The sequence below is a fragment of the Microbacterium rhizomatis genome, assembly GCF_008710745.1.
Classification (GTDB): Bacteria; Actinomycetota; Actinomycetes; order Actinomycetales; family Microbacteriaceae; genus Microbacterium; species Microbacterium rhizomatis.
In genome coordinates this window covers 1,116,367-1,139,193 of the sequence record NZ_VYSA01000001.1, presented here as the reverse complement: position 1 = coordinate 1,139,193, position 22,827 = coordinate 1,116,367, and the positions used below count along the sequence as shown (strand labels likewise).

20 protein-coding genes are annotated in these 22,827 nt (G+C 68.7%); 11 read left to right on the top strand and 9 right to left on the bottom strand.

Annotated features, from left to right (window positions below):
* Positions 1-44: 44 nt before the first annotated feature.
* Entirely contained in the window at positions 45-1,355 is a 1,311-nt protein-coding gene (locus F6B43_RS05475) for an MFS transporter (RefSeq protein ID WP_246159809.1), read from the bottom strand.
* Between the two features lie 184 nt (positions 1,356-1,539).
* Here F6B43_RS05475 and rpsO point away from each other — a divergent pair, with 184 nt between their 5' ends.
* Positions 1,540-1,809 (top strand): 30S ribosomal protein S15, encoded by a 270-nt coding sequence (gene rpsO / locus F6B43_RS05470; RefSeq protein ID WP_019180606.1) that lies wholly within the window; start codon positions 1,540-1,542, stop codon positions 1,807-1,809.
* Positions 1,810-2,006: 197 nt separating this feature from the next.
* Here the strand turns inward: rpsO and F6B43_RS05465 are convergent, their stop codons facing one another.
* Both F6B43_RS05465 and F6B43_RS05460 read right to left on the bottom strand, forming a co-directional pair.
* The gene (locus tag F6B43_RS05465; RefSeq protein WP_150447834.1) at positions 2,007-2,165 is read right to left on the bottom strand and encodes a DUF4175 domain-containing protein; all 159 of its coding nucleotides are present in this window, start codon (positions 2,163-2,165) and stop codon (positions 2,007-2,009) included.
* A gap of 73 nt (positions 2,166-2,238) precedes the next feature.
* Positions 2,239-3,261 carry an isopenicillin N synthase family dioxygenase gene (locus F6B43_RS05460; protein WP_150447833.1) on the bottom strand — a complete coding sequence of 341 codons (1,023 nt, stop codon included), beginning with the start codon at positions 3,259-3,261 and terminating at the stop codon, positions 2,239-2,241.
* A 106-nt stretch (positions 3,262-3,367) separates the two neighbouring features.
* On the opposite strand from F6B43_RS05460, the gene efeB reads away from it, so the two are divergent.
* The 3 genes from efeB (at position 3,368) to F6B43_RS05445 (ending at position 7,300) form a co-directional block, all read left to right on the top strand.
* Entirely contained in the window at positions 3,368-4,684 is a 1,317-nt protein-coding gene (gene efeB, locus F6B43_RS05455) for an iron uptake transporter deferrochelatase/peroxidase subunit (RefSeq protein WP_150447832.1), read from the top strand.
* 76 nt (positions 4,685-4,760) lie between these two features.
* Positions 4,761-5,642, top strand: a complete 882-nt coding sequence (locus F6B43_RS05450; RefSeq protein WP_150447831.1) for an alpha/beta fold hydrolase — start codon at positions 4,761-4,763, stop codon at positions 5,640-5,642.
* A 125-nt stretch (positions 5,643-5,767) separates the two neighbouring features.
* Positions 5,768-7,300, top strand: coding sequence for a hypothetical protein (locus F6B43_RS05445; protein ID WP_150447830.1), 1,533 nt, complete (start codon positions 5,768-5,770; stop codon positions 7,298-7,300).
* Positions 7,301-7,391: 91 nt separating this feature from the next.
* Here the strand turns inward: F6B43_RS05445 and F6B43_RS05440 are convergent, their stop codons facing one another.
* Positions 7,392-7,817 carry a hypothetical protein gene (locus F6B43_RS05440; RefSeq protein WP_150447829.1) on the bottom strand — a complete coding sequence of 142 codons (426 nt, stop codon included), beginning with the start codon at positions 7,815-7,817 and terminating at the stop codon, positions 7,392-7,394.
* A 193-nt stretch (positions 7,818-8,010) separates the two neighbouring features.
* On the opposite strand from F6B43_RS05440, the gene F6B43_RS05435 reads away from it, so the two are divergent.
* Both F6B43_RS05435 and F6B43_RS05430 read left to right on the top strand, forming a co-directional pair.
* Positions 8,011-9,201, top strand: a complete 1,191-nt coding sequence (locus F6B43_RS05435; protein WP_425486819.1) for an LLM class flavin-dependent oxidoreductase — start codon at positions 8,011-8,013, stop codon at positions 9,199-9,201.
* Between the two features lie 22 nt (positions 9,202-9,223).
* Positions 9,224-9,874: an FMN reductase gene (locus tag F6B43_RS05430; RefSeq protein WP_150447827.1), complete on the top strand. Its 651-nt coding sequence runs from the start codon at positions 9,224-9,226 to the stop codon at positions 9,872-9,874.
* A gap of 89 nt (positions 9,875-9,963) precedes the next feature.
* Here F6B43_RS05430 and F6B43_RS05425 read toward each other — a convergent pair whose 3' ends face one another.
* Together F6B43_RS05425 and F6B43_RS19845 are read right to left on the bottom strand one after the other, a co-directional pair.
* Positions 9,964-10,773, bottom strand: coding sequence for a DNA/RNA non-specific endonuclease (locus tag F6B43_RS05425; protein WP_150447826.1), 810 nt, complete (start codon positions 10,771-10,773; stop codon positions 9,964-9,966).
* A 13-nt stretch (positions 10,774-10,786) separates the two neighbouring features.
* Positions 10,787-12,145 (bottom strand): alpha/beta fold hydrolase, encoded by a 1,359-nt coding sequence (locus F6B43_RS19845; protein WP_246159869.1) that lies wholly within the window; start codon positions 12,143-12,145, stop codon positions 10,787-10,789.
* Between the two features lie 152 nt (positions 12,146-12,297).
* Here F6B43_RS19845 and F6B43_RS05410 point away from each other — a divergent pair, with 152 nt between their 5' ends.
* Entirely contained in the window at positions 12,298-14,274 is a 1,977-nt protein-coding gene (locus tag F6B43_RS05410) for a glycosyltransferase (RefSeq protein WP_246159808.1), read from the top strand.
* 28 nt (positions 14,275-14,302) lie between these two features.
* Here the strand turns inward: F6B43_RS05410 and F6B43_RS05405 are convergent, their stop codons facing one another.
* Together F6B43_RS05405 and F6B43_RS05400 are read right to left on the bottom strand one after the other, a co-directional pair.
* Positions 14,303-14,989, bottom strand: coding sequence for a response regulator (locus F6B43_RS05405; RefSeq protein ID WP_150447824.1), 687 nt, complete (start codon positions 14,987-14,989; stop codon positions 14,303-14,305).
* Complete coding sequence (locus F6B43_RS05400) at positions 14,986-16,260, bottom strand: ATP-binding protein (protein WP_150447823.1); 1,275 nt, start codon at positions 16,258-16,260, stop codon at positions 14,986-14,988. Before F6B43_RS05400 ends, F6B43_RS05405 begins: the two co-directional genes overlap by 4 nt.
* 149 nt (positions 16,261-16,409) lie before the next feature.
* Between F6B43_RS05400 and F6B43_RS05395 the strand changes: the two genes are divergently transcribed.
* Entirely contained in the window at positions 16,410-17,864 is a 1,455-nt protein-coding gene (locus F6B43_RS05395; protein WP_425486817.1) for a cation:dicarboxylate symporter family transporter, read from the top strand.
* 62 nt (positions 17,865-17,926) lie between these two features.
* Here F6B43_RS05395 and F6B43_RS05390 read toward each other — a convergent pair whose 3' ends face one another.
* The gene (locus F6B43_RS05390) at positions 17,927-18,112 is read right to left on the bottom strand and encodes a DUF5302 domain-containing protein (protein ID WP_150447821.1); all 186 of its coding nucleotides are present in this window, start codon (positions 18,110-18,112) and stop codon (positions 17,927-17,929) included.
* A gap of 375 nt (positions 18,113-18,487) precedes the next feature.
* Here F6B43_RS05390 and F6B43_RS05385 point away from each other — a divergent pair, with 375 nt between their 5' ends.
* From F6B43_RS05385 to F6B43_RS05375, 3 genes are all read left to right on the top strand, one after another.
* Positions 18,488-20,779: a polyribonucleotide nucleotidyltransferase gene (locus F6B43_RS05385; protein WP_150447820.1), complete on the top strand. Its 2,292-nt coding sequence runs from the start codon at positions 18,488-18,490 to the stop codon at positions 20,777-20,779.
* Positions 20,780-21,040: 261 nt separating this feature from the next.
* Positions 21,041-22,090: an aldo/keto reductase gene (locus F6B43_RS05380; protein WP_150447819.1), complete on the top strand. Its 1,050-nt coding sequence runs from the start codon at positions 21,041-21,043 to the stop codon at positions 22,088-22,090.
* Positions 22,091-22,189: 99 nt separating this feature from the next.
* A complete protein-coding gene (locus tag F6B43_RS05375; RefSeq protein ID WP_150447818.1) occupies positions 22,190-22,792 on the top strand; it encodes a histidine phosphatase family protein in 603 nt (200 codons plus the stop codon).
* Positions 22,793-22,827 lie beyond the last annotated feature (35 nt).

The window sequence follows — 22,827 nt, the reverse complement described above, 5'->3', positions numbered from 1 at the left end:
TCGTCCGAAACCCGCTGATGAGTGGCAGTCGCGCGCGCGAGAGGTCAGGGAACCGGGTTCTCGGCGTCGTAGGCGCGGAACCTGGGATGGCGTCGTACGAGGAGCCCGACGAGCCCGATGATGACGAAACCACCCAGCAGGGGAGGGAACCACAGCGCTGTCAAGGTGGCGAGCGTGCCCGCGTAGAGCGCTCCGATGCGGGGTCCGCCGGCGACCACGACGATGAAGACGCCCTGCAGCCGGCCGCGGATCGCGTCGGGGACGGCGGACTGCATCATCGTCGACCGATAGATCGCACTGACGTTGTCGGCGGCACCCGCGATCGCGAGGAACACGACCGCGATCGCGATGAGGACGAGGTTCGGGGATGACGCGTCGACCACGGCCGGGGCGAACAGGCCGAGCTGCCCGGCGAGGAGCACGGCGCCGAACGCGAGGATGGCCGCGCCGTAGACCTGGATCGCCCGCTCGATGCCCAGACCGTGGTGCCGCACCCGCCCGATGGGGCCGGAGAAGAGGCTCGAGAAGAACGCTCCGACGGCGAAGGCCGCGGTCATGACCCCTGTCGTGATGGGGCCGCCCCCGAGGAGGACGGCGCCCACCGCGGGGAACAGCGCGAGCGGCTGGCCGAACGTCATCGCGATGATGTCGAGGAGGTACTGGAGGCGGATGTTCGGCGCACGCCGCAGGAACGCCCAGCCGTCTTTGAGTGACTCGAGCCCAGGGCGGACGATCGTTCCCTCCGGCTTGATGCTCGGCAGGGTCCACAAGCCCAGGAAGAGCGAGAACATCAACACGACGTCGATCGTGTAGGTCCACTGGTAGCCGGCGACGGCGACGAGGATCCCCGCCAGCGCCGGTCCCGCCATGACCATCACGCCCACGGTGATGCCGTTCAGGGCGGCGGCCGCCGGCAACAGCTCTCGAGGCAGGAGCCGGGGGGTGATGGCGGACTTGGTCGCCATCACGATCGAGTTGGCGGCCGAGTTGACGACGCTCAGCACATACAGCCACCACACCGTCTCGACGTGGGTCCATGCCAGGAGTGCGAGCAGCGCCGTCGAGATCCACGTGACGGACGCCGCCAGAAGCGCGACGATCCGACGATCGAACGCATCGGCGAGCATCCCTCCGTAGAGTCCGGCCACGATCATCGGAAGCAGGCCCGCGACGGCGATCATCGCCACCGCGAACGTGTCCTGGGTGATGTCGTAGACCTGCAGCATCACCGCGACGATCGTCAGCTGGCCACCGAGACCGGAAAGAGTCGAGCCGATCCAGAGCCGCGCGAACGGCGGGCTCACCCTCAGGGGGCGCAGATCGATGAAGCTGCTGCGGCTCAGGCCCGCCATCATGGGGCGATCGAGCGGGACAGCGGCATGCTTCGAGGCTATCCCGGTTCAGGAGGACGGTCGTCGTTCGTGCCGCGGGCTGGCGACTGGTAGACTCTGGAGGTTGCCGTTTGATCGGCCGCGGATAAAGAGAGCCCACGCATCAGGCGATGGGCGCCGCGCAATGACGAGAAAGGGGATCCCATCTATGCCACTCGAATCCGATGCTAAGAAGGCGATCATCGAAGAGTACGCGACGCACCCCGGTGACACCGGATCCCCCGAGGTGCAGGTCGCGATGCTGACGCAGCGCATCAAGGACCTCACAGAGCACCTGAAGGAGCACAAGCACGACCACCACTCGCGTCGTGGTCTGTTCCTGATGGTCGGTCAGCGCCGTCGTCTGCTCGGCTACCTCCAGGACATCGACATCGCGCGTTATCGCTCGCTGATCGAGCGTCTCGGACTCCGCCGCTAGGCGCGACCCGGCGTATATCGCACTTCTTCCGAAGGCCGTCCCACGGTGTGGGGCGGCCTTCGACGTTCGCGGTGCGGGGGCGGCCCCGGGCGCGAGCGCACGGGAGCAGGAAAAAGGCGCCGAGACAGGAGCATCCCCTCCCTATTCATCCTGATTCGGGAAGTTCTCCTGTGCGGGGGTCGCCCCGGGCGCAGGCGTCAGCTCGAGCGGCGGATGTAGCGCATCAGCCACGCGATGATCGCGATGACGATGATGACGATGCCGAGCCAGAGCAGGAACTTCACGGCTTCGACGAAGAGTCCGAACGCGAGCAGGACGATTCCGATGATGAGCAGGACGATAGCGAGAGCGGGCATGCGACAAGCCTCGCGGACGCCCACGCCGCGCGCGACCGCTTGACAGCGTGCGCGCGATCCGTCTAAAGGCTCGTCACGCGGATGCTGCGGCTCGCGCTGCGACCAGGTCTGCGTGGTGCAGAGCCGCCACGTCGGGGTGCGCACGCAGTCGCGATTTCAGCGCGTTCTCGCCGTAGAGGGCATGGATGGGATTGGTCGGATCCTGCGCGACGCCACGAGCTTGCGCGGCGAGCTCCGGCGGCAGCTCCAGGAGCGGCAGCCGCTGATCGAGGGCCGGGTTGAAGAAGAACGGCACCGAGATGCGGTCGTCCGGGTACCGCGGCGACACCACGCGATGGTTCGTAGCGGTCAAGTAGCCCTGCGTCGCGTACTCGAGGAGCTCGCCGATGTTGACGACGAACGCACCAGGCACCGAAGGGGCATCCACCCATTCATCGCCGCGCTGCACCTGCAGGCCGCCCTTGCCGGGCTCCACCCAAAGCAGGGTGACTACGCCGGAATCCTTGTGGGCGCCGACACCCTGCTGCGGTTCGGGGTCGGTGGTGCCGGGGTAGCGCACGATCTTGATCAGGGTGGACGGTTCGCCGAAATGCTCGTCGAAGTACGACTCAGAGGCGCCGAGCGACAGCGCCCAGGCCCGCAGCAGCTTCCGCGAGACACCCGACAGGTGGTCGTGCCATTCGGCGACGACGTCGCGTAGCTCGGGCTGCGCGTCCGGCCAGAGATTGGGTCCGATGAGCCGCAGGTAGTCGGCCGCCGAGGTGTCGGACAGGGGTTCGCGTTCCGGCCCGATATCGATCTGCTCACGCCAGTCGACCCGGCCCTGCGTGCGCTCGCCGCCGACGCGCGTATACCCGCGGAAGTGCGGGCTCTTGACGTTCTCGATGGCGAGTTTGTCTTCCTCGGGCAGCTCGAAGAACGCGCGCGCCGCGCGGTGCAGTCGATCCTCGAGCTCTGCAGGGATCCCGGTGCCGGTGAGGTAGAAGAAGCCGACGTCGTGCGTCGCTGCGCGCAGCTCGTCACGGAAGCGCGACGCCGCCTCCGGCCCGTCGTCCAGGAGGGAGAGATCAAGGAGGGGAAGGGTCGACTCTGCCATGGTCCGAGGGTAGGCAGAGCCTCCGGCATCCGCTCGTTTGTTGCCCTCCGTGACAGAGGTGCCTCTCAGGCGAGGGGCACCAACCTGCAGTAGCGTCTATCGCGATATGTCCGACGAGATCGATGCGCCTCCTGCCGAGCTTCCCCAATCCGAACCGGTCGCCCCCACGGGTGTGTCGCGTCGCGGACTGCTGGGCCTCGTCGGCGCGGGCGCCGCCGGACTGGCCGTGGGCGGGGCGGCAGGGGCGGGAATCGCCGTGGCCGCGCAGGCCTCGACGACGCCATCGGGCACCTCGAGCACGACCTACCCGTTCTTCGGCGAGCACCAGGCGGGCATCACGACACCCGTGCAGGAGCATCTGCATTTCGCTTCGTACGACATGATGTCGCGCACGACCCGTGAGGACCTCATCTCGCTCCTGCAGGACTGGTCGTACGCCGCGTCGCGCATGACCCAGGGCCTGGACGTGAGCGCGACGGGGGCTGTCGGCGGTCCGATGGAGTCACCGCCCGACGACACGGGTGAAGCGGTCGGCCTCGCGGCCTCGGGTCTGACGATCACGTTCGGATTCGGCCCGACGCTCTTCGACAACGCCGGCCAGGACCGATTCGGACTCGCCGGGCAGCGTCCCCCAGAGCTGGAGCCCCTTCCGGCGTTCCTCGGGGATGCTCTCGACCCGGCCCAGAGCGGCGGCGACCTCTGCATCCAGGCATGCGCCGACGACCCGCAGGTCGCCGTCCACGCGATTCGCAATCTCAGCCGCATCGCGTTCGGGCGGGCGAAGATCCGCTGGTCTCAGCTCGGGTTCGGACGCACGTCCAAGACGACGGCGGCGCAGACGACCCCGCGCAACCTGTTCGGGTTCAAGGACGGAACGGCCAACATCCTCGCCGACGATTCCGCGGCGCTCGCCGCCGACGTGTGGATTGCGCAGGATCAACCGGGATGGATGGCCGGCGGGTCATACCTCGTGGCCCGCAAGATCGCGATGATCATCGAATCGTGGGACCGCGTACGCCTGTCCGAGCAGCAGCGCATCATCGGTCGAGACAAGGCCGAGGGCGCTCCGCTCTCCGGCGGCGACGAGTTCACCGCGCCAGACTTCGAGGCGACCGGCGCCAACGGCAAGCCGCTCATCGATCAGCGCAGCCACGTGCGGCTCGCGCACCCCGACCTCAACGACGGTGTGCGGATCCTGCGCCGGGGGTACAACTTCGTCGACGGGAACAATGACCTCGGCCGCCTGTCCGCGGGCCTGTTCTTCGTGTCCTTCCAGCGATCACCCGCGCAGTTCGTCACACTGCAGCGCGCACTGTCGACCGATGCCATGAACGAGTACATCCGGCATGTCGGATCGGGCATCTGGCTCGTGCCGGCCGGGGCGACCACCGGTTCATACGTCGGCGCAGCCCTCTTCGCCTGATCGGCGCTCTCCGCGACGTCGTGCGTCCGCCGCACGGAGGACGGGTAATGTCGTGCAGCGTGATGAGGCGCAGATCATGACGACGGTCGACGACGCACGCGAGCGTGACAGGGCGATCGAGGACGTCGACTGGCACGTCTTCCCCGAGGGAACGGTGCGCGACCGCTTCGCTGCGCCGAGCGGCGACCTGGCGCGCGTGCGCCTCGGGCCGGTCGACGGGCCCCGCGTCGTGCTCGTGTCGGGAGTCGCAGGCTCGAAGGAGGACTTCATCCGGCTGTTCCCCCTCTTCGCCGGGGCGGGCTACCGCGTGGAGTCTTACGACATCGCGGGGCACTACGACTCCGTCGACGCCGGGCCGCAGAACCTCGTGCCGCCGCGCGAGCACTACGACTACCGCCTCTACATCGACGACCTGATCGCCATCCTCGAGGACGGCGGGGTTCCCGCCCACGTGCTGGGGTTCAGTTTCGCCGGACTGGTGGCGGAGCTCGCACTCATCGAGCGCCCCGACCTCTTCGCCAGCTTGACGCTGATGGCGGCTCCTCCGGCCACCGGGCAGGTGTTCCGCGGCGTCAAGCACATCGGCCCGATCTCCGACATGCCGCCGCACCGCGCCGCCGGACTGATCCTGTGGGGCATCCGCTACAACCTCAATCGCACCCCACCCCTCCGCATCGCGTTCGTGCGCGAACGGATGGCGATCACCCGGCGCGCCGCGATCGACGACATCGTCGGCGAGATGATGGCGATGCCCGACGTCGCCGACGAGGTCGCTGCCGTCGCCATCCCCAAACTGATCGCCGTCGGCGAAGAAGACCTCTGGCCGACGGCGCAGCATGCCGCGTACGCGGAGCGTATCGGAGCGCGTCTGGCGTTGTACGCCACCGGGCATGCGCCGTGCGAGACCGCCCCGCACCAGCTCGTCCGTGACATGCTCCGGCTGTTCGAGGGCGGCTGAATCTTGCGGATGCTCCGCAACCGCCTCCGTGAGGGGCGGCGTTGCGCGGCCGCATGTATCGGATGGCATCGCACCTGCCTCTCTCCGGTGAGCACCTCGCTCGCTCACCCGACTGGAGGCCCATCATGTCCGCACCATCCACCCGGCGCGCATCGCTGCTCCTTGCGTGCGCCGCTTCCGCCGTCATCGCGGGGCTCGTCCTGCTCCCGGCGACCGCCCAAGCCGACGAGATCGCCGCGCCCGACCCGGCATCCGCTTCTGCTCCGGCCGATCCGGTACCCGCGACGGACCCTGGTTCCGGCGCCGAACCTGCTCCCGCGGCGGACCCGGCGTCAGCCACAGATCCGGCGCCCGACGCCGCGACCGCACCCGAGCCCGTTGCGGCCGATCCTGCCGCACCGGCCGACGCCATTCCGGTGACCGATGCTGCTCCCGCCGGAGAAGCCGCGACTCCGACCGACGTCGTCGTGGTCGACCCCGCTGTCACCACTCCCGCGGACGTCCTCGCCGACGCGCCCGATGCCCCGACCGTCACGCTCTTCGCAGAGCCCGCAGACCCTGCTGCCGCGGCGGCGCCCGCTCCGGGCGACCCGTGCTACCCGGCGGTGTGCATCGACAACGGCACCATCCTCCTCGCGGTCAATCCGACAGGCGAGCTCAACACGAGCGACGGCACCGGTTCGAAGGCCGGCCCCGGCGACGCGGGGCTGGAGTTCCTGCCCACCGGCAACGACTCCACGTCCCCCGGCTGCCTGTGCGAGGGCTGGGGCGTCGCCGATCCGGCCACCGGCGTGTGGGGCGGCGCGAATCAGGATGACTCGCCGAACGGGATCAACCTCTCGGTCGAGTCGTTCACGTGGACGGGTTCCACGGCGACCTCGGTGGTTCTCGTCAACGATGCCGAGGGTGCTCCGTACTTCCGGGTGACCCACGAGTACGTGCCTTCCGAGGCCACCCCGAACCTGTACCAGGTGAACGTGACGATCGAGAACATGTCGGGCGCGCCGATCGCGACGGTCCAGTACCGTCGCGTCATGGACTGGGACATCGAGCCCACGGCCTTCAATGAGTTCGTGACGATCGACGGCGGCACCGCCACGGCCCTGAAGTTCACCAGTGACGATGGATTCGCCTCATCGAACCCGCTCTCCGGACCGAGCCAGATCCTGTTCACCGGCAATGCGGTCGATTCGGGGCCGGCCGACCACGGCGCCCTCTTCGACTTCTCGTTCGGCGGTCTCGATGTCGGCGGCAAGCTCTCGTTCGTGATCTACTACGGCGGAGCGGCCGCCGAAACCGATGCACAGGCGGCTCTCGCCGCCGTCGGTGCCGAGGCGTACTCGTTCGGCCAGACCTCGACCGACCCCGCAGGAGGAACGCCCAACACGTTCATCTTCGCGTTCGGCAAGGTGGGCGGTTCTGCCATCTTCGCGGCACCCGAGCCGCCGGCCCCCGCGGAGGTGCAGCCGGTCGTCGACGTGCAGCCGGCCGCGCCGATCGTCGCTGAGGTCGCATCGGCCCCGGCGCTGGCGGCGACCGGTTCCGACCCGGCGACGACCGCAGCACTCCCGTGGTGGTCGCTCGCGGCCGTGACGGGGATCATTGCCGGTGCCGCACTGGTGGTGCTGCGCCGTCGCGCGGTTCGCGCGGAGCGCTGAGACGGAAAACCCGAGAGGGGCGGATGCTGCGGCCGGCGGCATCCGCCCCTCTCTCGGTGTTTCATACGTCCCTGGCACGCGGCCGCCCAGGTTATGGCGCGCTCGTGCAGTGCAGGATGATCTCGACGTCGTTCTCGGCAGACGAGAGATTGGTCATGGAGCTCTGAAAGAAGGGCACGGGGTCGACGTTGCCGACGCTCCCCGGAGTCGTGCTCACGAGAAACGCGTCCAGTTGCTGGCCGGACTGAGTGAGCTCCACCCCCGGGGGGATCCGCCAGGCGGTCTCGGTGTTGTACCTGGTGGTGTTCAGATACATGTCCGGGGGACATGAGATCGGGGTCACATCTACCGTCCACGGTGCTTCGACCCAGAACCCTCCCAAGCGAAAACTCTTGGTGACGGTGGTTTCCGTGGCGACCGAATCTGTCGGCATGGCCTCGGCGTCGGCCGGGGCTGCCGTCCCGATCAGGGCCGCGCATGTGGCGATTGCGATGAGTGCGAGAGTCGACTCTGGCATCGGAAAAATATATCACTATATCGATACGTCGGAGAGCGTTCGATCCGGGCGCCGGTGGGGGTGGCGCCGGGCTGGACCGGGAATAATCTGAACGGACACGTGTTACACGAGATACATTCAAATGCATAGATCGGATGCCACAGCATCCGGGAAGCGGGAAGCGATCGTGAACGACACCACACAGTGGCCGGCCATGCAGTTCGGAATCTTCACGGTGAGTGACATCACCGAAGACCCCACGACCGGCACGACGCCCAGCGAAGCCGAGAAGATCCGCAACACGATCACGATGGCCAAGCACGCCGAAGAGGTCGGGCTCGACGTCTTCGCCCTCGGCGAGCACCACAACCCGCCGTTCTGGTCGTCGTCGCCCACCACGACGCTCGCCTACATCGCCGCCCAGACCGAGCGCCTCGTGCTCTCGACCGCGACCACGCTCATCACGACGAACGACCCGGTCAAGATCGCCGAGGACTTCGCGATGCTGCAGCACGTGTCGGGCGGTCGCACCGACCTCATGCTCGGTCGCGGCAACACCGGCCCGGTGTACCCGTGGTTCGGCAAGGACATCCGTCAGGGCCTCCCGCTCGCGATCGAGAACTACGCGCTCCTGCACAAGCTCTGGCGTGAAGACGTCGTCGACTGGGAGGGCAAATTCCGCACGCCGCTCCAGGGGTTCACGTCGACTCCGCGTCCGCTCGATGACGTGCCGCCGTTCGTGTGGCACGGCTCGATCCGCACGCCCGAGATCGCCGAGCAGGCCGCCTACTACGGTGACGGCTTCTTCGCGAACAACATCTTCTGGCCGTCCGAGCACTACCAGCGGCTCATCACCCTGTACCGCCAGCGCTATGCCCACTACGGCCACGGCACTCCCGAGCAGGCGATCGTCGGCCTCGGCGGGCAGGCCTTCATGGCGAAGAACTCGCAGGACGCCGTCCGTGCCTTCCGCCCCTACTTCGACAACGCGCCCGTTTACGGGCACGGTCCGTCGATGGAGGACTTCACCGAGATGACACCGCTCACCGTCGGCTCGCCGCAGCAGGTCATCGACCGGTACGCCGGCATGCGCGACCTCTTCGGCGACTACCAGCGACAGCTCTTCCTGATGGACCACGCTGGTCTGCCCCTCAAGACCGTGCTCGAGCAGCTCGACATCCTCGGGGGCGAGGTGGTGCCCGTGCTCCGCAAGGAGCTCGCGAAGAACCGTCCCGCCGAGGTTCCGGATGCCCCGACCCACGCCGCGCTCGTCGCCGCCAAGTACGGTGACGGCGACGTTCGTCAGCCGCGCCCGAATGCCAACCGCGGCGACAACGTGACCGGCGGATCGCCCTACCAGGACACCCCGGCACCCGCGGGCGCGTCCTTCGGCATCGGTCGCTGAGAACGCGAGAAGAGACGAAACCATGACCACCACTGCTCGACGCATCGCCGTCATCTCCGCGGGACTCTCGAACCCGTCCTCGACCAGGATGCTGGCCGACCGCCTCGCCGCGGCCACCGTTCGCGACCTCGCGGAGCGCGAGATCGCGGCCGAGGTCGACGTCTTCGAGCTGCGCGACTACGCGCACGACATCACGAACAACCTGCTGACGGGCTTTGCTCCACCGGCGCTCGAGACGATGATCAATGCGGTCGTGTCGGCCGACGCGATCATCGCGGTGACCCCGATCTTCTCGACGAGCTACTCCGGACTGTTCAAGTCCTTCATCGACATCGTCGACCCCGATGCCCTCACCGGCACTCCCGTGCTGATCGGCGCCACTGCGGGCACAGCGCGGCACTCGCTCGCGATCGACTACGCGATCCGCCCGCTGTTCACCTACCTCCACGCCGAGCCGGTGCCGACGGGGGTGTTCGCGGCCTCCAGCGACTGGGGAACGAGCGCCGATCGGGTCGCTCCGCTCGGCAACCGGATCGACCGCGGTGCCCGCGAACTGGCCGACGCGATCGCGCGGCGGCCGGTGACAGCATCCGTCGACCCGTTCGATCCCGCGCACTACCTCGGCGAGGGCCGCTCGTTCGGTCACCTGCTCGGCGGTCTCGCGGGGGAGTGAAGCCCCGCTCACCCGTCGCAGCATGCCCGTCGCTCATCGCGGCGGCGGGCGGGTCGTGACGGGTGGGGGTGGGCGGTCCGGGGGCGCGGTCAGAGGATGACGTCGGCCAGCGAGTTCAGCTCGCGCGGCGCGCGAGCGGCGGCCGTCGGGGCGGTGAGCACGTCAGCGGCGGCGAGAGCGCCGACGTCGATGCCGGCCAGCACGGCGATGTCGCCCACCGGCACCTGGAACGTCCGGAAGCCCCCGAGCGGGACGACGGTCACGCCCTTCGCCAGGGTGGTGTCGATGAGGTGCGACTGGTCGAGCACGAAGCCTGCCGCGGCCAGGGGAGCGGATGCCACGCCCGTGGCCCAGGCCGCCACCTTCCAGAATCGCCGGGGGATGCGGATGCCGCGATAGGGCGGGTCGTCGCACGCCAGCACCGGGGCGGTGAAGACGCTGATGCGCGAACCCTGCGTCTGCGCGTACGCGAGCACGTGGTCCTCGAGCCCCAGCCACAGTTCTTTGGACTGATTGAACCGGGCCGCCTGGGGCGCGGCGTTCGTGAAGACGAAGGTCGCGTCGGTCGCGCGCTTCGCCGTCGCGGCGTCGCCCCATCCGGGGTCGCGACGGCGTACCAGGTGCCCGCGATCGAGGTCGTTGTCGGCGTAGACGCCCGGCCCGGTCTGCTCGTCTTCGGGCACGCGAGGGTCGTAGTCCCAGGTGCCGGTGCGCGGGAGGTCTTGCACGGTGGGTCCGTCGATGTTCACCCCGGTGACGACCGCGAGACGGCGAGCGGGGTCGAGCGTCACCGAGAAGTGCGGATACGTGAGCTCTCGCGCCGGGCGCGCGTCAGCCGGGCGGGGGAGCGGCAACGGGATGCCGAGGAACGCCTCGTCGTAGCCGGGGTAATCGGTCATGGGGACGCCCCCGTCAGCCGAGCTTCTCGGTGAGGAACACCAGAGTGCGGTCCCAGGCGTCGGATGCCGCTTCGGGCTGGTAGCGCTGCGCGTTCGAGTCGTTGAAGAACGCATGCCCGGCGTCGGGATACACGATCGGCGTGAAATCGATTCCCGCAGCGGCCATCGTCGCACGCACTTCGGGGAGGGCATCGATCAGGGCGGGATCGTGCTGGCCGTAGAGCGCGAGGACCGGGCATCCGATGCGAGCGATGTCGTCGGCCTCGGGTGCCTGACCGTAGAACGGGATCGCTGCGCGCACTCTGTGATCGTCCGCCGCGAGGGCGAACGCGTAACTGCCACCGAAGCAGAAGCCGATGACCGCGATGCGCCCGTCCACCCCGGGCTCGACGTCGAGGGCGTCCACGACGGCGCGCAGCCGCTGCACGGCGGTGTGACCGAAATCGGGAACGCGTGTGGGGGCCAGCGCGGCCCGCAGGCGCGGCTGCGCGGCTGTGCGGCGCTCCTCGTCGGGATCGGCGAGCATCGCCTGGATCTCTTCGCCGAACTCAGGAGTGATGCCGACGTCGCTCAGCAGGTCGGGGGCCATCACGACGTAGCCTTCGGCAGCGAGGCGGTCGGCGATGTCGCGGATGTGCGGGACGAGCCCCCAGATCTCGTGGATCAGCACGATCCCGCCGCGCGGAGTGCCGAGGGGAACGGCGCGGTACGCGCGCACGCCGTCGAGTTCGATGAGAGCATCCATGGGTCCAGCCTCCCACTCGCCGACGACACCCGGTCTCGAACGCGGTCGCCATCGACGTGTGAGGACCGCGTCGAGGATGAGCCCGAACACCAGGGCCACCACGATCGAGATCACCACCGCGAGAAGAGTCGAGCCGGGCATCAGCTGGGCGACCAGGGCGCCGATGAACGCCTGGTAGAGGGCCCACACGAGCGCAGCGCCCGAGGCGAAGAGCACGTATCGGGGTGCGGGCACGCGGCTCGCCCCCGCGGTCAGGTTGACGGCGAGGCGCCCGAATGGGATGAAGCGGGCCGTGAAGAGCACGGCTGCGGTGCTGCGGTCCAGCCGACGACGCGCCCACGCGAACGCTGCCACGACGCGGGGTCGCCGCATCCATCCCCATCGATCCAGCCCGACGCGACGCCCGATCAGGTAGCAGATGATGTCGCCGAGGAGCGCGGCGGACGCCGCCACGAGGATGACCGAGACGAGCGGCGGCCGCCCCTGCGACACCGCAAGAGCGGCATACGCGGTCACGGCCGTCTCACCCGGGATCACCACGAGGAAGGCGTCACCGAGCACCAGGAGGAACAGGAGCGGGAGGGCGGCGCTGCTCGCGGCGAGAGCCGACAGGGCGTCATCGATCATCGTTGACACGAGCATCCCTTCGCTTGCCCGACCTTCAGGCAGACGCACGGTGGCCTGTCGACGTGCATTCGGTGAACACTCGATTCGGCGTGTGGTTTCGACGCATCCCCGCGCGCAGCGGGCCTCACCCTGGACGTGTGAGAGTCGCGCTGATGGCCGAGTCCTTCCTTCCCCACATGAACGGTGTCACCGGTTCGGTACTCCAGGTGCTCAAGCATCTCGAGCGGGAGGGCCATGAGGCCATGGTGATCGCCCCGGGCGCCGGAGACGGCGCGGCCGTCCACGGCGCGCGGACCGCGCTCCTGCGATCGGTGCCCCTTCCCTCGTATCCCGAAGTGCGTGTGGCGTTCGCACGCACGGCCTACCTGAGCCGCGTGGTGCGTGAGTTCCGGCCCGACGTCATACACCTTGCGTCGCCCTTCGTGCTGGGCTGGCAGGGGGTTGCGATCGCCGATGCCCTCGCCGTGCCGTCGGTCGCGGTGTACCAGACCGACGTCGCCGCATACGCGGAGCGGTACGGCCTACCCGGTATGGCGCCGCTCGTCTCGCGTCACGTCGCCCGGCTGCATCGTCGGGCGACCCTCACCCTCGCGCCGTCCACTCCGGCCACGACCCAACTCGAGGCCCTCGGGATCGACCGGGTGCGACGCTGGGGTCGAGGGGTGGACTCGGAGCGCTTCGCCCCCGAACGCCGGAGCGAGCAATGGCGCAGGCAGGTCGCGCCCGACGAGATCCTCGTCGGGTACGTCGGGCGCCTCGCCCCGGAGAAGCAGGTGGAGGACCTCGTCGCTCTGGCCGATATCCCGGGTGTACGCCTCGTGATCGTCGGCGACGGCCCGTCGCGCCCCCGACTCGAGACGCTGCTGCCTCACGCGATCTTCACCGGATTCCTGAGCGGCGACGAACTCGCCGTGACCCTGGCCAGTCTCGACGTGTTCGTGCACCCAGGGGAGAGCGAGACCTTCTGCCAGACGGTGCAGGAGGCGCTCTCCAGTGGTGTGCCGGTCGTGGCGACAGGGCGGGGCGGGCCTGTCGATCTCGTCCGCAGCAGCATCGACGGGTGGCTCTATCGCCCGGGAGACCTCGCCGACATGCGGGCGCGGGTCGCGGACCTGGTCGGCGACGAGGCCAAGCGCCGATCGTTCCGGCTCGCGGCGCGCGCCTCTGTTCGCGATCGTACGTGGGAGGCACTGGGGCGCCAGCTCGTCGGTCACTACGAAGAAGCGCGGATGCTGCGACCCCTCGACGATGCTCTGCTCGCACGGGCGGCCACCCGCCCGGTGATCCCGACGCGGCCCGCCGAGGCATCCGTCCTCCCCTCGCCGCGCTGGGCGCGGTACGTCGCGCTCGGCGATTCGATCACCGAAGGGCTCTGCGACACGTCTCGCGTGCCGACGGGCGCCTACCGCGGATGGGCCGACCGGCTTGCGCTCCTCCTCGCCTACGCACGCCAGGGCGGGGAGCGCTTCCGATTCGCGAACCTCGCGGTGCGCAGTCGCAAGATCGCCGACGTGCTGCGCGAGCAGATCCCCGCAGCGATCGCCCTCGGTCCCGATCTGGTCTCAGTGCTGATCGGGGCGAACGACCTCGTGCGGATCGGAGCCGATCCCGTCGCGCTCGCGCGCCAACTGGAAGGCGGGGTCCGCACGCTCCGGGCCGCAGGCTGCGACGTGCTGCTGGTCACACCGTTCCTCCCGCGCCGGATGGCCGCGCGGGTGATCCTCGCCCGAAAATTCTCGGCTTTCGCATCGGAGCTGCGTCGCGTGGCGACCGACACCGGTTCGATCCTGCTCGACATCGAGGCACTGCCGGCCCTGGGGAGCCTCGACATGTGGGCGCAGGACCGCGTGCACCTGCAGACAGTCGGGCACCGCTTCCTCGCCTACCGCGCCGCAGAGATGCTGGGCGTCCCGGACGCGGAGGCACTGGGGAGCCTGGATGCTGCGCTCCACGCCGATGCCGAGCTGCCGGTCGCCGGACTCCCGTCGGCGACGTGGCTGCGCCACCACGCGTTGCCGTGGATGATGCGCCGCCTCGCCGGACGCACGGCCGGCGACGGCCTGAGTGCGAAGCACGACGGGTACATCGAGCTGCGCCCCAAGGCGACGAAGCGCCGCACGGACGCGTGACGGACCGCGCGGAGGCGGGGCGCCGCGCTCAGCGCACCCAGGAGTACTCGGTCTCGGGGCGCCCCGGCGTCCCGTAACGGGGCGTGCGATCCACTCGCCCCGCTTCGGCGAGATACTCGAGGTAGCGGCGCGCCGCGACCCGCGACATCCCGAGCCGTCCCGCGGTCTCGGCGGCAGAGAGCGCCGACGCCGCCGAGCTCAGAGCGCTCACCACGAGCTCGAGCGTGGCGGCCGAGACGCCTTTGGGCAGTGCGGGAGCGGCCGCGGGACGAAGCGACCCGAGCAGCGCGTCGATCTCGGCCTGCGTCGCCGGTCCGGCAGCGCCCGTCATGCGTCGGCGGTAGTCGTCGTACTGCTCGAGGCGCTCGCGGAACGTGGCGAAGGTGAACGGCTTGACGAGGTACTGCACGACGCCCAGGCCCACCGCTGCCCGGACCACTTCGGCATCCCGCACGCCGGTGATGGCGATGATGTCGACGGCGGCGGCGTGCGCACGGATGTGGCGGGCGACATCGAGCCCGTGCCCATCCGGCATCGTCATGTCCAGGAGCACGAGGTCGATCCCCTCGGCGGGCGGCGTCTCGAGCACGGCCATCAGGGCGGCGCGGGCGTTGGCGCATTCCGCGACGACCCGGAAGCCGGGAAGCCGGCCGACGTACTCGCCGTGCAGCTCACGCGTCAGATGCTCGTCATCGACGACAAGGACGTTGATCATGGCGCCGCCTGGGCGGGAAGCTCCACCCGGAAGGTGGTGGGATCGGCCGCGAGCTCGAGTGTGCCCCCGGCGGACTCGGTGATCGCGCGCACGAGCGCGAGCCCGACGCCGCGGCCATCGGCTCCCGCGGGTTTGGTACTGAAACCGTGCTCGAAGATGCGGTCGCGGATATCGTCTGCGACCCCCGTGCCGCTGTCGCTGAAGGCGAGGACGATCCGGCCGTCGCCCGCTTCGGCCATGCTCACGCGCACCCACCGGGGCTCCGGGCCCGCGGCGGCGGCGTCGATGGCGTTGTCGACCAGGTTGCCCACCAGCGAGACCGCATCCACGGCGCCGAGCGCGGTGCGCGGGATCGCCGGCTGCATCTCCACGATCCACTCCACGCCGCGCTCGGCCGCCTGAGCGGCTTTGCCGAGAAGCAGTGCCGCGACGGTCGGATCGCCATCGCGGGCGACCACGCGATCGACGAGTTCCTGGCTGGACCGCGCGGTCTCGGTCAGCAGTTCGATCGCTTCCTCGGTCCGCCCGAGTTCCATCAGCGCGACGGCGGTGTGCATCCTGTTCCCGTGCTCGTGGGTCTGAGCGCGGAGCGCCTCCCCGAGTGTGCGCACGGATTCGTACGACGAGACGGCGTCGCGCACCGCGCTCGCCGGAAGGTCGCCCGCGATGCGCCGGGTGAACCGTCCGGCGAGCCATGCGGCCAGCAGCCCCACTGCCGCCAGCGCGGCCGCGACGGCGATCACGAACGGCACCTGCCGCAGGATTGCGCTCCCGACGCTCCCGAGTGTGATCCCCGCCGCCACGAGCGCGACCACTCTGCCCTCCGAGATGACCGGAACCAGTGAGCGAAGCGAGGGCCCGAGCGTACCGCTGGCCTCCTCGGTCAGGTCGTGCCCCTCCAGGCCCGGTTCGATCGTGCCGATGTAACGCTTGCCGATCTCGGCGGGATCGGCATGCGTCAGCCGGATGCCGTCCGTGGTCATGATCGTGACGAAGTCGATCGGTGTCTCGGCCATGATCCGCTCGGCGATGGGCTGCAGCTCTGCGGTCGCCGTGGCATTCGTCCCGCTCTGCACGGCCTGGGCGACCTCGGGCATCTCCGCGATCGTCCGCGCGACCGCGAGCGTCAGCGCTTCGGCCTGGGAGCGCTCGGTGGCCTCCGCCTGGAAGGAGAGCAGGACGACCAGGAGGGCCGTGATCACCACGACGGCTCCGAGGAAGGCGAGGAACACGCGGGATGCTGCGCTCGCGCGTCGCTCCGATACCGCCATCCGCGTCCTCGCGTTGTCGTGACCAATACGACCGTAACCCGGTGGGTGGGGCCGTCGTGCCTCACAGTCTAGGCAGGCCGAGACGCGAGCGACGCGTCCCGGTGGACAACGAAGGTCCCACTCACTCGGAGGCAACGATGGCTCTACAGATTCCCCGCACCCAGAGCTTCAAGCTCCCCGGCTACAACTGGCGCCGGGGCAAGACGGCCTGGGACAAGCACACCTGGCTGTACATCGCGGTGATCATCGCCGTGGTGCTGGGCGCGACGGTCGGCCTGCTCTGGCCGGATGTGGGGAAGGCCCTCGAGCCCATCGGCACGGGCTTCGTCGCCCTGATCAAGATGATGATCGCTCCGATCATCTTCTGCACCATCGTCGTCGGCGTCGGGTCGATCGCCAAAGCGGCCACCGTCGGCAAGATCGGTGGCCTCGCACTGCTCTACTTCATGGTCATGACGACCTTCGCCCTGGCGATCGGACTGGTCGTGGGCAACCTCATCCACCCCGGTGAGGGCCTGAACATGACGAGCGTGACCTACTCGGGGGCCGGCACGGGCGAAGCCACGACCACGCAGGCATTCATTCTCGGGATCATCCCGGCGACCTTCTTCGGAGCATTCACCGGCGAGAGCGTGCTGCAGGTGCTGTTCATCGCCCTGCTCGTCGGCTTCGCGCTGCAGCAGATGGGCTCGAAAGGCGAGCCGATCATGGCCGCCGTCAAGAACCTCCAATCGCTCGTCTTCCGCATCCTCGGCATGATCCTCTGGCTGGCTCCGCTCGGGGCGTTCGGAGCGATCGCCGCGGTCGTCGGCAAGACCGGCTTCGCCGCGATCCTCAGCCTGGGCGTGCTGATGATCGCCTTCTACATCACGTGCGCAGTGTTCATCATCGGCATCCTCGGAACGCTGCTCTTCGCGGTGGCACGGATCAACATCTTCAGCCTCATGAAGTACCTCGCCCGCGAGTACCTTCTGATCGTCGGGACCTCCTCGTCCGAATCGGCGCTGCCCCGCCTCATCGCCAAGATGGAGCACCTCGGTGTCGCCAAGCCCGTCGTCGGCATCACCGTTCCGACCGGCTACTCGTTCAACCTCGACGGCACGGCGATCTATCTGACGATGGCATCCCTCTTCATCGCCTCGGCGATGGGCGTGCCGATGTCGATTCCCGAGCAGATCGGCCTGCTGGTCTTCATGGTGATCGCGTCGAAGGGCGCCGCGGGGGTCACCGGCGCGGGTCTTGCGACGCTGGCCGGCGGGCTCCAGGCGTACCGGCCCGACCTGGTCAACGGGGTCGGGGTCATCGTCGGCATCGATCGCTTCATGTCCGAGGGTCGTGCGATCACGAACTTCACGGGCAACGCCGTGGCCACCGTGCTGATCGGAACATGGACGAAGCAGTTCAACGCGACGCAGGCGCGGGCCGTGCTGTCGGGCCAGTCGCCGTTCGATGAGACGACACTGTCCGGCGACGACCACGACGGCATGTCGGATGCGAAGGATGCTGTCGGCACGCAGGGCCTGGAAGACGCCGCGATCTCCGAAGCCGAGGCGAAGGAGCAGCGGGCGAACGACCGGGAACTCTCCGGGAGAAGCGCTCGCTGATCCGAGACAGACGAATCGCCCGCCGCATCCGATGCGGCGGGCGATCCGTCGTCCCAGGGGGATCAGCCGCTCTTGCGGCGGAACTCCCGCTTCGTGCCGGCGGGGCCGTGCGACTGGTGGACGACCGAATCGCCGTCCAGGTGAGCCTCGCCCTCGCGGTGCTTGGCGTTCTTCTTGTCGAGCGCCTCTTTGAACTTGCGCTTCATCTCTTCGGATGCGGCGTCTGTGGGCTTGTCGTCGGTGCTCATACCCCTCAGCTTAAGCGGAGGCCGGAGCTTCGGCACGGGCGGGCCCCTGGCGGGCCCCTGGCGCGGGGCGCGATCACCTCGATACGCCCCACGGGGATGCCGATCACTCCCGCTGATAGGCTTGGTCGGGTTGCCCTCGGGCATCCGCTCAATTGAACATGAGCTCACGGAGCAGGCCGGCAGGAAGCTGGTCCCCTGTGGTGGTCTCCCGATCTCGCGCGAACCGCGGCGAGAGCGGTGGATTTCTACTGGTGACCAGCGCTGGCACACACCTCGCGCACCCTTGCGCGCGCCGATATCTGCCTGTTCCTGCTCCTTCGCATGAACTCGCTCGCCACACGGGCGTGCGAGTCAAAAAAAAGAAGGAGAGACCTCTTGGAAGGTCCTGAAATCACCGCCGCCGAAGCCGTCCTCGACAATGGACGCTTCGGCACCCGCACGATCCGCTTCGAAACCGGCCGCCTCGCGCAGCAGGCTCAGGGAGCGGTTGCTGCATACCTCGACGAGGAGACGATGCTCCTGTCGGCCACCAGCGCCGGCAAGCACCCTCGCGAAGGGTTCGACTTCTTCCCGCTGACCGTCGACGTCGAAGAGCGCTCGTACGCGGCGGGCAAGATCCCCGGCTCGTTCTTCCGCCGTGAGGGTCGCCCCTCGACCGAGGCGATCCTGGTCTGCCGTCTGATCGATCGCCCGCTCCGCCCGTCGTTCGTCGACGGTCTCCGCAACGAGGTCCAGATCGTCGTCACCGTCCTGTCGATCGCCCCCGGCGAGTTCTACGACGCGCTTGCGATCAACGCGGCCTCGCTGTCGACGCAGATCTCGGGTCTGCCGTTCTCCGGCCCGATCGCGGGTGTGCGCCTCGCGCTCATCCCCGGTCACGGCGAGCATGCCGATCAGTGGATCGCGTTCCCGACCGTCACGCAGCTCGAAGAGGCCGTCTTCGACCTCATCGTCGCGGGCCGTGTGATCACGGATGCCGATGGCAACGAGGACGTCGCGATCATGATGGTCGAGGCCGAAGCCACCGAAGGCAGCTGGAACCTCATCAAGGCGGGCGCCGTCAAGCCCAACGAGCAGGTCGTGGCCGAAGGCCTCGAAGCCTCGAAGCCCTTCATCAAGCAGCTCGTGGGCGCACAGAACGTGGTCGCCAACACCGCGGCCAAGGAGATCAAGGAATTCCCGGTCTTCCTGCCCTACAGCCAGCAGACGTACGACTTCGTCGCCGGTCGCGCATACGACAAGCTCGTGCCGATCTACCAGATCGCCGACAAGATCCAGCGCCAGAACGCCGATGACGAACTGAAGGATGCCGTCAGGGCTGAGCTCGTCGCCGCGGTCGAGGCGGGGGAGCTGCCCGCCGTCGCCACGCTCGAGTTCTCGGCCGCATACAAGTCGGTCACCAAGGTGATCGTCCGCGGACGCATCCTCGCCGAGGGCGTCCGCATGGACGGTCGCGGCCTGGCCGACATCCGTCCGCTGGACGCAGAGGTGCAGGTCATCCCGCGCGTGCACGGCTCAGCGATCTTCCAGCGCGGAGAGACCCAGATCCTGGGTGTCACCACGCTGAACATGCTCAAGATGGAGCAGCAGATCGATTCGCTGTCGCCGGTGACGCACAAGCGCTACATGCACCACTACAACTTCCCGCCGTACTCGACCGGTGAGACCGGCCGAGTGGGAAGCCCGAAGCGTCGCGAGATCGGGCACGGCTTCCTCGCCGAGCGCGCGCTCGTTCCGGTGCTGCCCAGCCGCGAGGAGTTCCCGTACGCGATCCGCCAGGTGTCCGAGGCTCTCGGCTCCAACGGGTCGACGTCGATGGGCTCGGTCTGCGCGTCGACCCTGTCGCTGCTGAACGCGGGTGTGCCGTTGCGCGCGCCTGTCGCCGGTATCGCGATGGGCCTGGTCTCCGACCAGTTCGAGGGTCAGACGCGCTACGCGGCGCTCACTGACATCCTCGGTGCGGAAGACGCCCTGGGCGATATGGACTTCAAGGTCGCCGGCACGAGCGAATTCGTCACGGCGATCCAGCTCGACACGAAGCTCGACGGCATCCCGTCATCGGTGCTGACCGCCGCGCTGCAGCAGGCTCGCGAGGCTCGCCTCACGATCCTCGGTGTGCTCACCGCGGCGATCGACGGCCCTGACGAGATGGCTCCGACGGCGCCTCGCGTCATCAGCGTCCAGATCCCGGTCGACAAGATCGGCGAGCTGATCGGCCCCAAGGGCAAGACGATCAACGCCATCCAGGACGAGACCGGCGCGCAGATCTCGATCGAAGAGGACGGCACCGTCTACATCGGCGCGACCGACGGCCCTTCGGCCGAGGCGGCCCGCGCGCAGGTGAACGCGATCGCCAACCCGACCAACCCCGAGATCGGCGAGCAGTTCCTCGGCACGGTCGTCAAGATCGCGACCTTCGGGGCGTTCGTGTCGCTCCTGCCGGGTAAGGACGGACTGCTGCACGTCAGCGAGGTCCGCAAGCTCGCCGGCGGCAAGCGCGTCGAGAACGTCGAAGACGTACTCTCGGTCGGACAGAAGATCCTCGTGAAGATCACGAAGATCGACGACCGCGGCAAGCTCTCGCTCGAGCCCGTGGTCGAAGAGCCCGCGGATCAGGAGGGCCGTGCCGCGGCCAGCCAGGGTCCCGAGGCTCCCGCCGAAGGCTGACCCCGGCGGCTCACGCCGCCCTGTCCGGTTGCCCGCTCCCTCGTAACGAGGGAGCGGGCAACCGTCGTTGCGGGCCTGGCCGTCGTCGTCGCGCGCGCGGGAACGACCGCGTCGTGACGAAAGCGTTATTCAATGTTTACCGACTGGATGCCGCAATGTCCGGAACCCCAGCCGTCCGGGCCTACCCTCGTAATACGCGCCGGGGGGCGCGCAATATACGAACACACGATCGTTCCGAAGGATCGACGTGGGGGGTGGGACATGGCTTTCTTCACTGTTGGTCCGGCGGCATCATCGTCGGATTCGATCCCGCCGAGCCAGACCGCGCCCATCGTCCCCGCGACACACCCTTCGGCCCCGATTCCGGTGCAAGGTCCCGGTGTGGGGCACAACGTCAGGGTCGCGCTCGGTGAGACCGGCTTCGAGATCTTCCCCCTGATGATCGGTGGCGCCGAGTTCGGGTGGAACGTGGATCTCGAGTCGAGCCACGACATCCTGGACACGTACGCAGAGGTCGGCGGCAATGCCGTGCACACCGCCGACAGCTTCTCGGGCGGTCGCAGCGAGCACATCATCGGGCAATGGATGCACTCGCGCGGACTCCGCGACGACGTCGTGCTCTCGGTGCGCATCGGCGGACACCCCGACAACCCGGGACTCGGGCCGGTCAACCTGGTGCGCGCGGTCGAGGCATCCCTCACACGCCTGCGCACCGACCGGATCGACGTGCTCTACCTCGACGCGGGAACCGACCGCACGACGGCGCTGGAAGACACGCTCGCCACCGCCGAGTGGCTCGTCGAGGCGGGCAAGGTACGTGCACTCGGAGCAGTCGGCTATACCGCGGCCCAGCTCGTCGAGGCCCGCATCCTCGCATCAGCCGGCTTCCCGCGCATCATGGTGCTGGACGTGCCCTTCAATGTGCTGCGCCGCAACGACTTCGACGCGGATCTGCGGCTGGTCGCGGGCGCGCAGGCGATGGCCGTCACTCCCTCGCACGCTTTGGAGCACGGATTCCTCTCCGGTCGGCACCGGGCTCGCACCCGCGTCAATCTCTCGGTGCGCGGTGCTCAGATCGCCGCGAGCCTGAACAGGCGGGGGAGTCGCACGTTGCGCGCGCTCGATGCGGTCGGGACTGAGCTGGGTGTGCCCGACGCGGCGGTGGCCGTCGCATGGCTTCTCGCGCAGAAGCTCGTGACCGCTCCGATCGTGAACGCCTATGCGGCGCAGCATGTCGAAGAGCTCGTGCAGGGCATCGGTGTCCGCCTCAGCCGCGCGCAGCTGGCCGACATCGCCCGCGCCGCCGAGTAACGTACCGCTCGCGCGGCCGACGTCAAGTCCCGATGGCGTGTTCATCGGTCTGTCGTAGGCTGAGGATGCTGCGAGCAACCCCCGACGAAGTGAGCTGGTGTGACGCACTATCTGTATCTCGTGCGGCATGGCGAGCACCAGGACGCCGAGTACGGCCTGGCTGACGGACCCTTGTCGCCGCGCGGCCGACGCCAGGCAGCGCTCCTGGCGGATCGGCTCTCCGGTGTTCCGCTGGACGCCGTGTGGCACTCGCCGCTGGAACGGGCGAGCCAGACCGCCCGCGCGGTCGCCGACCGCCTGCCGTCGGTCTCGCCCGAGCCGACCGCGCTCCTGTTCGACTGCGTGCCGACGGGCATGACGCCTGAGACGCCCACGGTGTTCGAACCGTTCTTCGGCGGGTTCACCGAGGAGGAGATCGAGGCGGGGCGCGCCCAGATGGCCGACGCGGTCAGCGAGTTCCTGGTGCGCAAGCCGGGCGACGTGCATGAACTTCTCATCACGCACAACTTCGTGATCGCCTGGTTCGTGCGGGAGGTGCTTCAGGCACCGGACTGGCGCTGGATGACCCTGAACCAGGCCCACTGCGGATTGACGGTGCTCGCCCAGCGGCATCGCGGCCCGTGGACTGTCGTGTCCCACAACGACCTCGCGCATCTGCCGGTCGAGATGCGCACAGGGTTGCCCGAGATCTATCCGGTCTGAGTCGCCCTCCTCCGCGGGGAGCGCGTTTCGATGCG